Raw genomic sequence first — 16,316 nt, 5'->3', positions numbered from 1 at the left:
CCCCCGCTCGCGCGGGCGAGGGAGAAGATTCGGCGCTTCATCGAAATTTCGCGCGACGCCCGCCGCCCCCTCTCCCGCGAAGCGGGGGAGGGTGAGGGAGGGGGCAAAGGAACCACCGAAGGCAAAAACTCCACATGCCCGACCTTCTCCTCGAACTCTTCAGCGAAGAAATCCCCGCCCGCATGCAGCGTCAGGCGACCGATGATCTGCAGCGGCTGGTCTGCGGCGCGCTCGCAGACAAGGGGCTGACCTATGAGGGCGCGGCCGCCCATGCGACGCCGCGCCGGCTGGCGCTGCATATCGCCGGCCTGCCCGGCCGCCAGCCGGATACGCGCGAGGAGAAAAAGGGTCCGCGCGTCGGCGCGCCCGAGGCCGCCATTCAGGGCTTTCTGAAGAGCGCCGGCCTCGCCTCGATCGACGAGGCGAAAATCGAGAAGGACGCCAAAAAGGGCGAGTTCTATGTCGCCGTCATCGAGCGCGCCGGGCGCGAGACGATAGAGGTGCTGGCGGAAATTCTGCCGGGGATCGTCAAGAGCTTCCCCTGGCCGAAATCCATGCGCTGGGGCAAGGCCTCGACGCGGCTCGATGCGCTGCGCTGGGTGCGGCCGCTGCAATCCATTCTCGCCACTTTCGGCACGGAGATGGAGACGCCGGATGTGGTGCGCTTCTCTGTCGATGGCATAGAGAGCGGCGATGTCTCCCACGGCCATCGCTTCATGGCGCCGGCGCCTTTCGCGGTGAAGCGCTTCGACGATTACGTGCCCGCGCTCGAGAAGGCGAAGGTCGTGCTCGACGCCGCGCGCCGGCGCGACATCGTGCTGCATGACGCGCGCAATCTCGCTATGGCGCTGGGGCTGGAGCTGGTCGAGGACGCCGCGCTGCTCGAGGAGGTCGCCGGCCTCGTCGAATGGCCGGTAACGCTGATGGGCGCTTTCGACGAGAGCTTTCTCTCCATTCCGCCGGAGGTCATTCGCGCGACCATTCGCGTCAATCAGAAATGCTTCGTGCTGAAGCGCCCGGACGGCGGCCTCGCCAATCGCTTCGTCCTCGTCTCGAACATAGAGGCGAGCGACGGCGGCGAGACGATCGTCGGCGGCAATCAGCGCGTCATCGCCGCGCGTCTGTCGGACGCCAAATTCTTCTATGAGACCGATCTGAAGACGAAGCTCGAGCAGCGCCTGCCCAAACTCGACAATATCGTCTTCCACGAGAAGCTGGGGACGCAAGGCGAGCGCGTGAAGCGAATTGCGGCGCTTGCCGGAGAACTGGCGCACCCTGTCGGCGCGAACGCCAATAAGGCGATGCGTGCGGCGGCTTTGGCAAAAGCCGATCTCGTCACCGAAATGGTCGGCGAGTTCCCCGAACTGCAAGGCCTGATGGGCCGCTATTATGCGGCGGCGCAGGGCGAGGACGCCGAGGTCGCCGCCGCGCTCGAGGAGCATTACAAGCCGCAGGGGCCGGCGGATCGCATTCCGACCAGCCCGGTGTCCATCGCCGTGGCGCTGGCCGACAAGCTCGACACTCTGGTCGGCTTTTGGGCGATCGACGAGAAGCCGACGGGCAGCAAAGACCCTTATGCGCTACGCCGCGCGGCGCTGGGCGTCATCCGCCTCGCGCTCGAGAATGAGCTGCGGCTGCCGCTGCGCGACGCCTTCGCCGCCGCGCAATGGCCGATCTGGTGCGCGGCGCGCACGCCGCTGCGCGAGCTGGTGACGAGCGAGGTCAATCGCGTTGCCTCCGACCTCTCGCCCAATGGCGCCACGACCCTCTCGGCCGACGCCGAGGCGCATCTGCGCCGCGACATAGAGAAGCAGCTTCACGCCGTCGGCCGAGAGGCGGGCGCCGAGGCGCCCTCGCCCGCCGCCGAGATTTTCTTGCGCGAGACGCTGCCGCCTCTGCTGGCCGCCAATGCGGCCGATCTTCTCGCCTTCTTCATCGACCGCCTGAAGGTCTACCTTCGCGATCGCGGCGCACGATATGACCTCATCGATGCGGCGCTCGGGGCCTCGGCCTCGGCGCAGTCTCGAGAAGGGAGCGCGCAAATGCCGGACGATCTGCTCACCATCACGCGCAAGGTCGAGGCTCTGGGCAAATTCCTCGACACCGACGACGGCAAGAATCTGCTCGCCGGCTTCCGCCGCGCCGCCAATATTCTCAAGATCGAGGAGAAGAAGGACGGCGCCGGCGCCTATGAGGAGCCGCACCATCCCAATCTGCGCATGGAGCTCCCCGAGCACAAGCTCGCCGCCGCGATCAAGCGCGCGCGGGAGGAGACGTCCGAGCGGCTCGACAAGGAGAATTTCGAGAGCGCCATGCAGGCGCTGTCCAAGCTGCGCGAGCCGGTCGATGATTTCTTCGAGGCGGTGACGGTGAATTGCGACGATCCGAAAGTGCGCCTCAACCGTCTGCGCCTGCTGGCCGAGCTGCGCGAGGCCATGCTGCAGGTGGCGGATTTCTCGAAGGTGGCGTGAGCCGCCGACAGCGAGCGAAGCGACGACGCTTCGCTCGCAATGGCGCGCCATCCTGCGATGAAGCACGATTTCGAACGACTCCAGACACGTTAACTCTGCTTGAACGAGATCGAGGTAAATTACGTATAACTGTGAAAGCGGGAACAAACAGGATACGTTTTCAAATGCGGTTCACCTCGATCGGCGCCGGCCTCGCGCTCAGACAGTTCCTTTTTCTGGCTCTGCTGCTGATCATGGGCGCGACCGCCTATGTGTCGGTCGCCAATGTCCGCGATCTGACCGCCGCCGCGGCGGATCCCGCCAATGCGGCGCAGGCGGCGCAATTCGCCGTCACCGCGAATCAGGCGGCGGCGACGCTCTCTCTCGAGCTGCTGCTCGGCACGCTGGCGGCCGCTTTTCTGGTGGTGGGGGTCTCGATCCCGACCATTCATCGCACCGTTGCCTCGCCGATCAAGACGATCGCGCGGCAAATGGCCGATCTCGCGGCCGGCGACACGACGATCGTGGTGCGGGGCGCCGAGCGCGGCGATGAGATCGGCGCGATTTCCAAGGCGCTGATCGTGCTGCGCGACGCGATGCGCGCCAACAACGAGATGGCCGCAGAAATCCGCGCCCGCGACGATCGCGAGGAGCGGCTGCGCCGCGAGGCCGCCATTCGCGATCAGGTCGAGCATTATTCGCATGACCTTTCGGCGACGACCGCGGCGCTCGGCGAGCTGACCAAGAAAATGGCCGGCGCATCGGAGGAGATGATCGTGCAGGAGCGTCGCGCCCGCGAGGATACGGATTTCGCCCGCACCGCCTCGCTGCAGGCGGCCGCCGACGTCGCCTCCGTCGCCACCGCCTCGGAGCAATTGCTGGAGGCGATCGGCGAGATCAGCCGCCAGGCGGTGGAATCGACCACTGTGGTGCGCCAGGCCGTGCAGGAGACCAACGGCTCCAGCGCCGAGATGCTGCGGCTTTCGGCCGCCGCCAATCGCGTCGGCGATGTGGTGAGCCTCATCTCGCGCATCGCCGCGCAGACCAATCTTCTGGCGCTCAACGCCACCATAGAGGCGGCGCGCGCCGGCGAGGCGGGCCGCGGCTTCGCCGTGGTGGCGCAGGAGGTCAAGAGTCTGGCCACCCAGACCGGCAAGGCGACGCAGGAAATCGCCGATCAGATCTCCGAAATTCAGGCGGCGACCAATCTCTCCGTGTCCTCGATCGACAAGATCAAGAACAAGATCGCCGAGGTGGAGCATATTTCGGCGATCATCACCTCGGCGGTGCATGAGCAGGACGCCGCCACCAAGGACATCACCCGCAGCGTGCGCTCGGCCGCCGACAGCGCCTCGGCCATGTCGCAGCATGTGGCGCAAGTGGCGAGCGCTATGGCGATGACAGGCGCCGGCGCCGAATCGATCGTCACTCTGGCGCGCGAGATCGACCATATGGCCCGCCGCACCCAGGCGCATACGGAAGAGCTGGCGCAGAGCCTGGCGAGCTGAGACAGTCCGCACGAGATAAAAAGGTTCGCGCTCTCCTTCTCCCACAAAGTGGGAGAAGGAGAGCGCGCGCGGCTTCAATGCTTCGCCTTTTTCGTCACCCCAGATCCAACTCCATCGCCGCTTCCATATGCAGCGGCAGGCGCTTCGGCGCGATAAAGATCGCGTCCCCCCGCAGCACATGATCCGCGGCCCATGGATTTGACGCCAGCCATTTCGACGCCGCACGGGAAATGCGCCGGCGTTTCTCCTCGGTGATCGAGATCATCGCCTCTTCGAGGCTGGCGCGCGCCTTCACTTCCACGAAGGCGATGGTCCGCCCGCGCCGCGCGACAATGTCGATCTCGCCGCCGCGAATATGATAGCGGCGATCGAGGATGGCGTAGAATTTGGCGCGCAGCCACAGCGCCGCGATCGTCTCGGCGCGCAGCCCGCCGCGATGGCGCGCGCGCCGTTCTTCTGTCTCGCTCACTTTCGGCTCTCGCTCACTCGCGCGTCTCGCTCTCGCGCTCGGCGGCGAGCTTTATCGCCCGCGCATAGACTTCGCGGCGCGGCCGGCCGGTGGAGGCGGAGACGACGCTGGCCGCGTCCTTCAACGAATGGGCGGCGAGCGCCTCCTCGAGCTTGGCGTCGAGCTCGGCCTCGCTCGCCGCCTCGGCGTCCACGCCGGGCGGGGCGATCAGCACGACGATCTCGCCGCGCGGCGGCTCCTCCTCGCGCAGAGCGGCGGCGAGCTGGTCGAGCCTGCCGCGACGCACCGATTCGTAGAGCTTCGTCAGCTCGCGGGCGATGGCGGCGTCGCGCGGGCCGAGCACGGCGGTGGCGTCCTCCAGCGTCTCGGCGACGCGCTTTGGCGATTCGAAAAACACCAGAGTGCCGGGAATGCGCGCCAGCTCGGCGAGGCGCGCGCGCCGCGGCCCGCCCTTGTGCGGCAGAAAGCCCTCGAAGAAAAAGCGGTCCGTCGGCAGGCCGGCGACGACCAGCGCCGCCAGCACGGCCGAAGGGCCGGGAACGGAAGTGACCTTGATTCCCTTTTCCAGAGCCTCGGCGACGAGCTTGAAGCCCGGGTCCGAGACCAGCGGCGTGCCGGCGTCCGAGACGAGGGCCAGCGCCGCCCCCGCCTCCAGCCGCGCGATCAGATGGGGCCGCATCACATGGGCGTTGTGCTCGTGATAGGCGACGAGCGGCGTCGAGATTCCGTAATGGGCGAGCAAGGTCTTGGTGACGCGCGTATCTTCCGCCACCACGGCGTCGGCCGCCGCCAGAGTCGACAGAGCGCGGAAAGAGATATCCTTCAGATTGCCGATCGGCGTCGCCACGAGATGCAGTCCCGCCGCGATCTTCTCCGCCTCCGCCCGCAGACCGAAAGCGGTATAGGCCGCCGTCGCCGTCACTTTATCCTCGCTCATGGCCATCCGCCCGATCTCCGCCGATACGGCCGTTCGATGAAACGCCCGCACGTTCTTTTTACAGAACATGACCAACGCGTTCAAGGCCGCAATTTCCCCGCAAAATTCGATTTTATTTCAATTTAGGGGTTGCCGTGCGCTTTCCGCAATCGCGTATAAGACGGCGATTTCATCGTGCCGTTCGAGCGGGAGGCTTCCATTGGTCACGGGTAGGCAGGACAGGTTTCGGCGAGGCGGCGCAGCGGCGCCGGCGCGCCTTTTCTGCGCCTTGGCTGCGGCGGCCCTGCTCGGCGCCTGTAATCCGACGGCCGGCCCCGGCGTTCCGGGCGCGCCCGAGCTGCGGCTCTCGGCGCCGCTCGGCAAGGTGGAGGTGGGCCAGCTCAGCGAGGGCGATCAGATCGGCAGCGGCGCGACGCGCATCGCGCTGATCGTGCCGCTCTCCATGGCCTCCGGTCCGAGCCAGGTGGGCGCCTCGCTGCTGAACGCCGCCAAGCTCGCCTATGCCGACAGCGGCGCCAATGACGTGACCATTCTGGTCAAGGACGATCATTCTACGGCCGCCGGCGCCGCTCAGGCGACGCAGAGCGCCATCAATGAGGGCGCGGAAATCGTCATCGGCCCGGTGTTCGCCAGCGGCGTGAAGGAGGCGGCGCGCGTGGCGCAGGGCGCCGGCAAGCCGATCATCGCTTTTTCGACCGATTCCTCGGTGGCCGGCAAGGGCGTCTACCTTCTGTCCTTCCTGGTCGAAGGCTATGTCGAGCGCATCGTCGATTTCGCCGCGCAGCGCGGCAAGAAATCGATCGCCGCGCTCGTGCCCGACAATGATTACGGCACTGTGGCGCTCGCCCAGTTCCAGCAGAGCGCCGCCAATCATGGAATGCGCGTGCTGACGATCGAGCGCTACAAGCCGGGCGCCGCGCAGCCCTCTGTGCAGCGCATCGCCCAGGCGGCCGAGCAGATCGACGCGCTGTTCATCCCGGAGCAGGCCGAGGCCATGGGCGCCGTCTCGCAGGAATTGCAAGCGGCGCATATCGACACCAAGCGCATTCAGGTGCTCGGCACCGGCCTTTGGAACGACGCCCGCGTGCTGAAGCTGCCGGCGCTGCAGGGCGCCTGGTTCGTCGCGCCGGAGAACGCCGGCTTCAATGCGCTGGCGCAGCGCTATCGGGCCAAATTCAACAGCGATCCTGCGCGCATAGCGACGCTCGCCTATGACGCCGTGTCGCTGGCCATCGCGCTGTCGCGCAGCCAGGGCTCGCAGCGCTATTCGGAGAATGTGCTGCTCAATCCGTCGGGCTTCAACGGCGCCGATGGCGTGTTCCGCTTCAAGGCGGACGGCATGAACGAGCGCGGCCTGTCGGTGCTGGAGATTTCCGGCGGCGCCGCCAAAGTGCTGTCGCCGGCGCCGCGCACCTTCACCGGCAATGGGGCGTGATTCCCTCATCGGGACGCCTCCGAAGAATCTGCTGAACGAGCATGTCCTCCGGGTCTTTCTCGTAGACCCCACCCCGTCCGGCTTCGCCGGCCGACCCTCCCCTCAACGGGAGGGTGGATGCGAATGCGCCGCCCCGCCCCGCTCCAGACATGAGGAAGCGCTTTCGCCCCGGGGCGAAACGCGTTACTTCCTCTGGGGCGGTCCGCCGGGGACGGGCTGCGCCACGAAAGAGACATGGCGAACATGATCGACGTCGCGGTCCAGATGGACCCTCTCGAAAAAATCAATTTCGCCGGCGATTCGACCTTCGCGCTGATGCTCGAGGCGCAGAGGCGCGGCCATCGCCTGTGGCATTACACGCCCGACAGACTCTCGCTCGGCGCCGGGCGGCTGAGCGCGCCGGCGCGCGAGATTTCCGTCTTCGACGATTCCGCGCGCTATTATGAGCTCGGCGAGGAGCGCGTGCTCGATCTCGCCGGCGTCGATGTCGTGCTGCTGCGCCAGGACCCGCCTTTCGACCTCGCCTATATCACCTCGACGCATTTCCTCGAGAAGATCCAATCGAGGACGCTCGTCGTCAATGATCCCGCCGCCGTGCGCAATGCGCCGGAAAAGCTCTTCGTCATGGAATTCGCCGATCTGATGCCGCCGACGCTGCTGACGCGCGACCGGGCGGCGATCGAGGCCTTCCGCGCCGAGCATGGCGACATCGTCATGAAGCCGCTCTACGGCCATGGCGGCGCCGGCGTGTTCAAAGTGGCGCCGGTCGATCCCAATTTCGGCTCGCTCTTCGATCTCTTTTCCACGACCTTCCGCGAGCCCTGGGTGGCGCAGCGCTTTCTCCCCGCGGTGAGCCAGGGCGACAAGCGCATATTGCTCGTCGACGGCGAGCCGCTCGGCGCGGTGAACCGCATTCCGGCGGAGAACGACATTCGTTCCAATATGGTGCGCGGCGGCGCGGCGGCCTCGACGGCGCTGACCGAGCGCGAGCGCGAAATCTGCGCGCGGCTCGGCCCGGCGCTGCGCGCGCGCGGCCTGCTCTTCGTCGGCATAGACGTCATCGACGGCAATCTGACCGAGATCAACGTCACCTCGCCGACGGGCCTGCGCGCCCTCTCCCGGCTCGGCGGCCCCGACCTCGCCGCGCCGATCTTCGACGCGATCGAGGCCAAGCTCGCGAGGCTGCGCGCGAATGGCTGACGCGCGCAAGGCCGCGCTGCGCGCGCGGGAAGAGCCGCGGCCGCCTGCACGGAGCGAGGCGCCGAGCGCAGACGGCGTGCGCGCGACGCTCGGCGAAAAAATCGCCGCCGTGAGCAGAACCGCCAAGCCCGGCGAGCCGCGCGCGGCGGTGGTCGAGATTTTGCGCAGCGCCCTCGCCGAGAGCCACGAAATCGCGCGCGCCTATCTCGAATCCGGCGGCAAGGGCCTCGTCTGCGCGCGCTATCTCTCCGATCTCGAGGACGAGATCATCGGCGCGATCTATGATTATGTCGTGCGTTTCGTCTATGTCGCCGACAATCCGACCTTCGGCGAGCGGCTGACCATCGTCGCCGTCGGCGGCTATGGGCGCGGCACTCTGGCGCCCGGCTCCGACATCGATCTTCTGTTCCTGCTTCCCTATAAGCAGACGCCCTGGGGCGAGAGCGTCGTCGAGGCGATCCTCTACATGCTGTGGGATCTGCGCCAGAAGGTCGGTCACGCGAGCCGCTCCGTCGCCGAATGCCTGCGCCAGGCGCGCGCCGACGTCACCATACGCACGACCATTCTCGAGGCGCGCTTCATCCTCGGCAATGTCGAGCTGTTTCACGAATTGCTGAACAGCTTCGATCGCGAGATCATGCGCGTCGACGCGCGCGACTTCGTCGCCGCCAAGCTCGCCGAGCGCGACCAGCGCGTCTCGCGCGCGGGCACGTCGCGCTATCTCGTCGAGCCCAATGTCAAAGAGGGCAAGGGCGGCCTGCGCGATCTGCATACGCTGTTCTGGATCGCCAAATATGTCTATCGCGTGCGCGAACCGGAGGAGCTCGTCGCCGCCGGCCTCTTCACGCGCAGCGAGCTGACGCTGTTTCAGCGCTGCGAGGAATTTCTGTGGCGCGTGCGCTGCCAGCTGCATTTTTCGACCGGCCGCGCCGAGGAGCGCCTCTCCTTCGATCTGCAGCCCATGCTCGCGGCGAAATTCGGCTATCACGATCGCGCCGGTCTCTCGCGCACCGAGCGCTTCATGAAGCATTACTTCCTCGTCGCCAAGGATGTCGGCGATCTCACCGCCATCGTCTGCGCGGCGCTGGAGGCGCGCGAGGCCAAGCCGCCGGCCATGCTGGACCGCGTGCTCGGCCGGCTTCGCCGGCGCTCGCGCAAAATGCCGTCGGATGATTTCATCGTCGAGCACGACCGCGTCAATGTCGCGGCCGAAGACGTGTTCCGCCGCGATCCGGTGAATATCATTCGCCTGTTCTGGACCGCCGACCGCTATGGGCTCGCGATCCATCCTGACGCCGTGCGCGCCATCACGCGCTCGCTGCGGCTGATCGATTCCGATCTGCGCGCGAGCAAAGAGGCCAACCGCCTGTTTCTCGATATTCTGCTGTCGCACAATACGACAGAGACCGTGCTGCGGCGCATGAACGAGACCGGCGTGCTCGGGCGCTTCATCCCCGAATTCGGCCGCATCGTCGCGATGATGCAATTCAACATGTATCATCACTACACGGTCGATGAGCATCTATTGCGCGCAGTGGGCGCGCTGGCGGCGCTCGAATCCGGCCGCGGGCCGAAACAGGCCGCGCTCGCCAACGATATTCTGCCGACCATCTCCAATCGCAAGACGCTCTATCTCGGCCTGCTGCTGCACGATATCGCCAAAGGCCGCAAGGAGGATCACTCGCAGGCCGGCGCGGAGATAGCGCATTCGCTGTGTCCGCGGCTCGGTTTCGATCCCGGCGAGACGGATACGGTCGCCTGGCTGGTGCAGCATCATCTCTTGATGTCCAGCATAGCGCAGAGCCGCGATCTCTCCGACCGCCGCACCATCGAGAATTTCGCGGCCATCGTGCAGACGATGGAGCGGCTGAAAATGCTGCTCGTGCTGACCATGTGCGACATAGACGCGGTCGGCCCCGGCGTGCTCGACGCCTGGAAGGCGCAGCTGCTCAATGTGCTCTATTGGGAGACGGAAGTCGTGCTCGGCGGCGGCCATTCGGCGGCCGATCGCAAGAGCCGCGTCGCCCATGCGAAGGAGGAGCTGCGCGCCGCGCTCGCAGATTGGAGCGACACCGATTTCGCCGCCTATGCGCAGCGTCATTATTCCGCCTATTGGCTGAAGGCCGATCTCTCCCGCAAGATCCGCCACGCCCGGCTCTTGCGCGATCTCAGCGATACGAAGACGCCGCTCGTCACCACTGTCGATCTCGACACCAAGAGCGGCGCGGTGGAGCTCACCGTCGTCGCGCAGGATCATCGGCGCCTGCTGTCGATCATCGCCGGCGCCTGCGCGGCGAGCGGCGCCAATATCGTCGACGCGCATATTTTCACCACGGCGGACGGGCTCGCGCTCGACACCATCTTCTTCTCGCGCGCCTTTCCGCTCGACGACGACGAATTGCGCCGCGCGCGCCGCGTCGCCGAATACATAGAGAAAGCGCTGCGCGGCGAGATCGCCATTTCCGAGGCGGTGGCGGCGCGCAGCGCGCAGCGCGGCGCGACCACGGCCTTCGACATCGCGCCCGGCGTCGTCATCGACAATAGTTTCGCCAATATGGCGACCGTCATCGAGGTCTCCGGCCTCGACCGCGTCGGCCTGCTCTTCGATCTGACCAACGCCATATCCAATCTCAATCTCAATATCGGCTCCGCTCATATCGTCACCTTCGGCGAGCGGGCCGTGGACGCCTTCTATGTGACCGATCTGACCGGCGGGAAAATCGTCTCGCCTTCGCGTCAGGCGGCGATAAAGCGCCAATTGCTGGACGTCTTCGCGCTGCGGGCGCGGAAGGCCCCCGGCGGGGGCGCGGGCGCGGCCCCGACTTGATTTTGCGCGCTCCCGCACTGATATCGGGGGCGTTTCATCGCCAATGGAAGAGATCATGAGCGACGATAAGAAAAAGGACACCCAGGAAGAGGCCCGCGCCCGTCAGGCGCAGGCGAGCGACGACGCCTCCGCCCTGGCGCAGCCGGGGGCGGAATCGGACATCGCCGAGCCCGAGCCTTTCACGGAGCTCGAGAATCTCCACGCCGAGGTCGCGGGCTTGAAGGACAAGCTGCTGCGCACGCTCGCCGATATGGAGAATATGCGGCGGCGGACCGAAAAGGAGATCGCCGACGCCAAGACCTATGGGGTGGCCAATTTCGCCCGCGAGATGCTGACCTTCGCCGATAATCTGCGCCGCGCCGTCGACAGCGTGCCGGAACAATCGCGCGAAGGCCTCGAGCAGAATATTCGCACGCTGATCGAGGGCGTCGAGCTCACCGAGCGCGATTTCGTCTCCCGCCTCGCCCGTTTCGGGGTCAAGAAGATCGAGGCGCAGGGCCAGCGCTTCGACCCCAATCAGCACGAGGCGCTGTTCGAGATACCGGACGAGAGCGTGCCCAATGGCACGGTCGCGCAAGTGGTCGAGCCCGGCTATACGATCGGCGAGCGCGTGCTGCGCCCGGCCAAGGTCGGCGTCGCGCGCGGCGGGCCGAAGGCCTGATCGGCGCTTTTTTCGAGAGTGGCCGCGCGCGACGTCGATGACGCCGCGCGTCACAGCCAATCATTGCGGCGAAAGCGCCAGTAGAGCGTCGCGCAGATCGCCGCCGTCGCGCCGAGAATGAGGAAATAGCCGTAGCGCCATTTCAGCTCCGGCATATGCTCGAAATTCATTCCATAAATGCCGGCGATCGCGGTCGGCACGGCGAGAATGGCGGCCCAGGCGGCGAGACGCCGCGTGATATGTGTCTGCTGCATCTGGCCGTTCATCAGGCTCGCCTCGAAGGCGAAGGCCAGCACCTCGCGCAAAGTGGCGATCTGCTCGCGCACGCGCAGAATATGGTCGGTCACATCGCGAAAATGCGGACGCATGGCGGCGTCGATCGCCATGACCTCCGTATGCTCCAAGCGTTGGCAGACATCGACCAGCGGCGCGACCGCATTGCCGAGCCGCAAGAGATCGCGGCGCAGCGCATAGAGCCGATCGACATGGGCCTGGTCCGGCGATCGCGCGAGAATGTGATCCTCTATCGCTTCGACTTCCGCATTGATCGTCGCCAGCACGGGAAAGTAATTGTCCACGATGAAATCGAGTATGGCGTAGACGATGTAATCCTCGCCCTCGGAGAGCCCATGCGGCGCCGCCTCGCAACGCTCGCGCACATGCGCGTAGGAGCTGGAGGCGCCGTGGCGGATCGACAGCACATAGCCCTTGCCGACGAAGAGATGCGTCTCGCCGAAGGCGATGCGGCCATTCTCCATCTGCGCGGTGCGCGCGACGATGAACAGACCGTCGCCATATTGCTCGAGCTTGGGATATTGATGCGCCTTGCCGGCGTCCTCTATCGCCAGAGGATGCAGATCGAATTGCCGCTGCACGCGCGCGAGCAGCTCGAAGGACGGCTCATAGAGGCCGATCCACACGACATGGCCGGGACGCGCGGCGAAGTCGCCGGCTTCCTCTATCGCTATGTCCTGAAGCCGGCGGCCATCCGCATAGACGGCGGCTGCGACGACGCCGGGCTCACGCCCGACGCTCGGCGATCCATCGTTCATAGTCCCACTCCATAGGGCGATCCGAAGCATCATAATGAGGTCGTATCAATAAACGACTTATCGATAGAGCGTGACAGCTCGGCCGCGGCTGATTAGGCTGAGCGCAGACGATCTGAATTTTCGATGCGCGATCGAACGCCGACGCATCCTCGCGGCGGCAATCGCCGTGACGCCACGAATATTGAAGCTCTATGAACCGCCGATGCGGGGCGGACCATTGATCGGGAGGCCAAAAATATGACGATAGAAGCGCAAGGCATAACGCCGGATCGCGTCGGCGTTTCACGAAAATTCACCTTGATCGCAGCGCCTTTGGCGGCGATCGCTTATCCTTGGACGCTGCGGGCGTTCAATATAGCCGCAGCCGAGATCGTCGAGCCGTCGAGACCAACGCATCTCATCTTCTGGCTCGGCGCCGCCCTCTTCTTGGCGCTGGCCTTCGCCATCCCATTGATCGGCTTGCTCGCGTCATTCCGTCTGGCGCGCGTCACAGCGCCGACTGTGGCGGAACGACGCGCCGAGCTCGTCGCCCTGCTCGTCGTCGCCGCGCCGGCGATCTACACTTTCCTCGGCGTCGTCGATTTCATGACGAACAGCCCGCTGCCCGACGAATGGGCCTTTGCGCTGCTTTGGGCGCTTCTCATCGTCGCCGTCGTCGCGAGCCCGGACCGGCCCTATCCGATCGCCTCCGCCGCCGCGGCGCCGGCGACGTTACGCGTCGCTCACGGCGTCGCCGCGATCGCCATACTCGCTGTGTTCCTCGGCTTTCATCTCGTCAATCATCTCGCGGGATTGATCGGGCCGGATGCGCATCGCAGCCTGATGAAGAGCGTTCACGCCATTTACGGCTCCGCTCTCGTCGAGCCGCTGCTCGTCGCAGCATTGCTGTTTCAAGTCGCGAGCGGATCGTTTCTCGCCGCGCGTCATTTGCGTGCGAGCGCCGATCCATTCAGGATTTTCCAGATCGCGGCGGGCGTCTATCTGGCCTTCTTCATCCTCGGCCATATGAATTCGGTGTTCGTCTACGCTCGCAGCTGGTCCAATCCGCCGATCGTGACGGATTGGTCCTTCGCGACCAGCGAGGCGTGGGGCGGCCTGATCGAGAGCGGCTGGAGCAATCGCCTCATTCCGCATTATGCGCTGGGAGTCTTCTTCGTCGTCGCGCATATGGGCGCCGGCCTGAGGATGGCGATGATCGGCCATAATCTGCCGGAGCGATGGGCGAATAGAGCGATGTTCGGCGTCGCGGCGGCGGCCGCGCTTCTCGCTCTCGCCATCATGCTCGGAATGTGCGGCCTGCGTCTCGATCTCGTCTGAGCGTCTTCCCCGCCCGGCGCGACGGCGCGAAACGCGCGCCGTCGCTCGAACCTTGTCGCCCCTCACAATAGCGCGCGAAAATCCTCCACGGTGAGCGGCGCGACGACATTCTGCGCATCGTCCAAAATCTCGTAGAGCAGGCCCTTGCCATAGATGGTGAAGAACACGATCACGTCCTGATCGCCGCCGCCTTCGCGATGCGGGTCCTCCGAAGGCGGGCTGACCTTGTAGCTGCCCACGGGCCGCATCTCCTTTAGTTCGCCGTCGGCGTGATAGAGGCGATGCTCGCCCTGGATCACGAAGGTCTTGTTGACCGTCTTGTGACGATGCAGCAGGATTTTCTCGTTGGCGGCGAATTTGTAGAGCACATGGACGATCCCCGCCTCGTCGTCTATGTCGCGCACGGACAGCCAGAGGTGATCCACCCCCTCGAGCCTCCGCCACTCGATGTTGCTGTCGTCGAAAGCGAAATTCGGCATTTTCATCCTCCCGTCTCGCGATTGAGACCCGCCGAATTGTGCCGCGCCGCCCAGCGCGCCGCCCACGGACGGGCGCCCTCGCCTTCCCGGGCGATTTGCCCGCGGCCTTTGTTCGCCCGAGCTCACGCTGCGCCCCGCGCGGCCTTACGAAAGTTTCATGCGCGGGCCACTGTGGCGTAAGCTCGCGAACGCCATCTTCATCGTCGACAGGCGGAGGCCCCGCCGCGCCCCCGGCCCCGCTCGAGGGGCAGACGATGGAGACGGTTCGATGACCTTGCCGGTGATTTTTCGTCGAGTTCTCGCCACGACCCGAACGGCGCGCTGGCGTCGCCCGGAAGGGCGCCCGTTTCGTCTCGCGCTGATGTCCGGCGCCGCCGCGCTCTCGCTCGGCGCGACGCTGCTGCCGGCGCAGACCTTCGCCTGGGGCCAGGCTCCAGCGACCCAGACGCAGAGCACCAGCCAGAGCGCGGCTGCGGCCGTCGGCCCGCAATCCTTCGCCGATGTCGTCGAGCGGGTGAAGCCGGCCGTGGTCGCGATCAAGACCAAGGCGCTGGAGGCCGGCGGCGGCCCAGAGGAAGGCTTTCCCGGAATGCCGCCCGAGCTTTCGCCGGACGATCCGCTCTATCGCTTCTTCCGCCATTTCGGCGAGCCTCCGGGAGGACGCGGGCGACAAAAGCATATGACGCAGGCGCTGGGCTCCGGCTTCGTCATCACCGCCGACGGCTATGTCGTCACCAACAACCATGTCGTCGAACATGCGACGCAGGTGGAGGTCACTTTCGACGACGGCCGCACGCTGCCGGCCAAGATCGTCGGAACCGACAAGCGCACCGATCTCGCTCTGCTGAAGATCAATGACGGCAATAATCTGCCGCATGTCGATTGGGCGAGCTCCAGCCCGCGCATCGGCGATTGGGTGATCGCGGTCGGCAATCCCTTCGGCCTCGGCGGCACGGTGACGGCGGGCATCGTCTCGGCGCGCGGCCGCGACATCGGCGCCGGCCCCTATGACGACTTCATCCAGATCGACGCGCCGGTGAACCGCGGCAATTCCGGCGGCCCCTCTTTCGACGAGCATGGCCAGGTGATCGGCGTCAACACGGCGATCTATTCGCCCTCAGGCGGCTCGGTCGGCATCGGCTTCGCCATTCCTTCGGAGGTGGCCAAGGATGTGATCGCCGCGCTCAAGGACAAGGGTCAGGTGGCGCGCGGCTGGATCGGCGTCTCCATCCAGCCGATCACCCCGGAAATCGCCGAGAGCCTGGGGCTCAAAAACAACAAGGGCGCGCTGATCGCGCAGCCGCAGCGCGGCGGCCCGGCCGAGGCGGCCGGGCTCAAGGCCGGCGACGTCGTCACCGCCGTGGACGGCCAGAAAGTGGACGGACCGCGCGACCTCGCCCGCCGCATCGCGACGCTCGGCCCCGGCAAGAGCGCTGAGCTCACCTTCCTGCGCAATGGCGCCGAGAAGAGCGTGAAGCTGAAACTCGGCAAGCTGCCGAGCGAAAAGGAGACCGCCGCCGCCGAATCCAAAGACGACGGCGTCGAGCCCGGCGCGGCGCTCGCCGCCTATGGCATAGAAGTGGCGCCGGCCGCGGAAGTGCGCGGCGGCCGCGGCGGCGAGGGCCTCATCATCGTCGGCATCGACCCCAATGGCGCCGCCGCCCAGAAGGGGCTGCGCCAGGGCGACGTGATCGTCGAGGCCAATGGCCAGACTTTGAAGGCGCGTGGCGATCTGCAGGCGGCGATCGACTCGGCCAAGAAAGAGGGCCGCAAATCCGTGCTGCTGCGCGTGAAATCGCCGGAAGGGGCACGTTTTGTCGCGCTCTCGGTCAATCCGGCGTCCTGACGATGAACGAGGACAGGCGCCGGAAAGGCAATTCCGCCTCCCCCACTAGGGAGGAGGTCGATAGCCGCAGGCGCTCGGGAGGGGGCGACGCCACGAGTCTTCGCCGCGGAACCCCACCCCGGATTGCTCCGCAGT

General features: G+C 66.1%; 12 protein-coding genes. 8 read left to right on the top strand and 4 right to left on the bottom strand.

Going from position 1 to position 16,316, the window contains the following annotated elements; translation table 11 throughout:
- Positions 1–134: 134 nt before the first annotated feature.
- Both glyS and C5689_RS16945 read left to right on the top strand, forming a co-directional pair.
- Entirely contained in the window at positions 135–2,471 is a 2,337-nt protein-coding gene (glyS, locus tag C5689_RS16950; protein ID WP_108918419.1) for a glycine--tRNA ligase subunit beta, read from the top strand.
- A gap of 164 nt (positions 2,472–2,635) precedes the next feature.
- The gene (locus C5689_RS16945) at positions 2,636–3,958 is read left to right on the top strand and encodes a methyl-accepting chemotaxis protein (RefSeq protein ID WP_108918418.1); all 1,323 of its coding nucleotides are present in this window, start codon (positions 2,636–2,638) and stop codon (positions 3,956–3,958) included.
- 94 nt (positions 3,959–4,052) lie between these two features.
- On the opposite strand, the gene C5689_RS16940 is transcribed toward C5689_RS16945, so the two are convergent.
- Positions 4,053–4,427, bottom strand: coding sequence for a YraN family protein (locus tag C5689_RS16940; protein ID WP_108918417.1), 375 nt, complete (start codon positions 4,425–4,427; stop codon positions 4,053–4,055).
- Positions 4,428–4,440: 13 nt separating this feature from the next.
- Positions 4,441–5,364: a 16S rRNA (cytidine(1402)-2'-O)-methyltransferase gene (gene rsmI, locus C5689_RS16935; protein ID WP_108918424.1), complete on the bottom strand. Its 924-nt coding sequence runs from the start codon at positions 5,362–5,364 to the stop codon at positions 4,441–4,443.
- 268 nt (positions 5,365–5,632) lie between these two features.
- On the opposite strand from rsmI, the gene C5689_RS16930 reads away from it, so the two are divergent.
- The 4 genes from C5689_RS16930 to grpE all read left to right on the top strand — a co-directional run bounded on the left by C5689_RS16930 (position 5,633) and on the right by grpE (position 11,487).
- Complete coding sequence (locus C5689_RS16930; RefSeq protein ID WP_108918416.1) at positions 5,633–6,799, top strand: penicillin-binding protein activator; 1,167 nt, start codon at positions 5,633–5,635, stop codon at positions 6,797–6,799.
- A 243-nt stretch (positions 6,800–7,042) separates the two neighbouring features.
- Positions 7,043–7,999, top strand: coding sequence for a glutathione synthase (gshB, locus tag C5689_RS16925; RefSeq protein ID WP_108918423.1), 957 nt, complete (start codon positions 7,043–7,045; stop codon positions 7,997–7,999).
- Positions 7,992–10,826: a [protein-PII] uridylyltransferase gene (locus C5689_RS16920; RefSeq protein WP_108918415.1), complete on the top strand. Its 2,835-nt coding sequence runs from the start codon at positions 7,992–7,994 to the stop codon at positions 10,824–10,826. The genes gshB and C5689_RS16920 overlap by 8 nt, the downstream gene beginning before the upstream one ends.
- Before the next feature lie 55 nt (positions 10,827–10,881).
- Entirely contained in the window at positions 10,882–11,487 is a 606-nt protein-coding gene (gene grpE, locus C5689_RS16915) for a nucleotide exchange factor GrpE (RefSeq protein ID WP_167398739.1), read from the top strand.
- A gap of 50 nt (positions 11,488–11,537) precedes the next feature.
- Here grpE and corA read toward each other — a convergent pair whose 3' ends face one another.
- Positions 11,538–12,539 (bottom strand): magnesium/cobalt transporter CorA, encoded by a 1,002-nt coding sequence (gene corA, locus C5689_RS16910; protein ID WP_108918413.1) that lies wholly within the window; start codon positions 12,537–12,539, stop codon positions 11,538–11,540.
- A gap of 237 nt (positions 12,540–12,776) precedes the next feature.
- Here corA and C5689_RS16905 point away from each other — a divergent pair, with 237 nt between their 5' ends.
- Positions 12,777–13,856 (top strand): hypothetical protein, encoded by a 1,080-nt coding sequence (locus tag C5689_RS16905; protein WP_108918412.1) that lies wholly within the window; start codon positions 12,777–12,779, stop codon positions 13,854–13,856.
- A gap of 62 nt (positions 13,857–13,918) precedes the next feature.
- On the opposite strand, the gene C5689_RS16900 is transcribed toward C5689_RS16905, so the two are convergent.
- A complete protein-coding gene (locus C5689_RS16900; protein ID WP_108918422.1) occupies positions 13,919–14,335 on the bottom strand; it encodes a cupin domain-containing protein in 417 nt (138 codons plus the stop codon).
- 268 nt (positions 14,336–14,603) lie between these two features.
- Here C5689_RS16900 and C5689_RS16895 point away from each other — a divergent pair, with 268 nt between their 5' ends.
- Positions 14,604–16,181: a Do family serine endopeptidase gene (locus tag C5689_RS16895; protein WP_108918411.1), complete on the top strand. Its 1,578-nt coding sequence runs from the start codon at positions 14,604–14,606 to the stop codon at positions 16,179–16,181.
- The last annotated feature ends 135 nt before the right edge of the window (positions 16,182–16,316 follow it).

This window comes from Methylosinus sporium (genome assembly GCF_003113265.1).
GTDB classification, from domain to species: domain Bacteria; phylum Pseudomonadota; class Alphaproteobacteria; order Rhizobiales; family Beijerinckiaceae; genus Methylosinus; species Methylosinus sporium.
The sequence above is the reverse complement of the archived record's forward strand: the minus strand, read 5'-3'. Positions and strand labels throughout refer to the sequence as shown.

Excerpts from the sequence above, each read along its gene's own strand:
- glyS (WP_108918419.1), top strand. The coding sequence starts at position 135 with ATGCCCGACCTTCTCCTCGAACTCTTCAGCGAAGAAATCCCCGCCCGC.
- C5689_RS16945 (WP_108918418.1), top strand. The coding sequence starts at position 2,636 with ATGCGGTTCACCTCGATCGGCGCCGGCCTCGCGCTCAGACAGTTCCTT.
- rsmI (WP_108918424.1), bottom strand. The coding sequence starts at position 5,364 with ATGAGCGAGGATAAAGTGACGGCGACGGCGGCCTATACCGCTTTCGGT.
- gshB (WP_108918423.1), top strand. The coding sequence starts at position 7,043 with ATGATCGACGTCGCGGTCCAGATGGACCCTCTCGAAAAAATCAATTTC.
- C5689_RS16920 (WP_108918415.1), top strand. The coding sequence starts at position 7,992 with ATGGCTGACGCGCGCAAGGCCGCGCTGCGCGCGCGGGAAGAGCCGCGG.
- grpE (WP_167398739.1), top strand. The coding sequence starts at position 10,882 with ATGAGCGACGATAAGAAAAAGGACACCCAGGAAGAGGCCCGCGCCCGT.
- corA (WP_108918413.1), bottom strand. The coding sequence starts at position 12,539 with ATGAACGATGGATCGCCGAGCGTCGGGCGTGAGCCCGGCGTCGTCGCA.
- C5689_RS16905 (WP_108918412.1), top strand. The coding sequence starts at position 12,777 with ATGACGATAGAAGCGCAAGGCATAACGCCGGATCGCGTCGGCGTTTCA.
- C5689_RS16900 (WP_108918422.1), bottom strand. The coding sequence starts at position 14,335 with ATGCCGAATTTCGCTTTCGACGACAGCAACATCGAGTGGCGGAGGCTC.
- C5689_RS16895 (WP_108918411.1), top strand. The coding sequence starts at position 14,604 with ATGACCTTGCCGGTGATTTTTCGTCGAGTTCTCGCCACGACCCGAACG.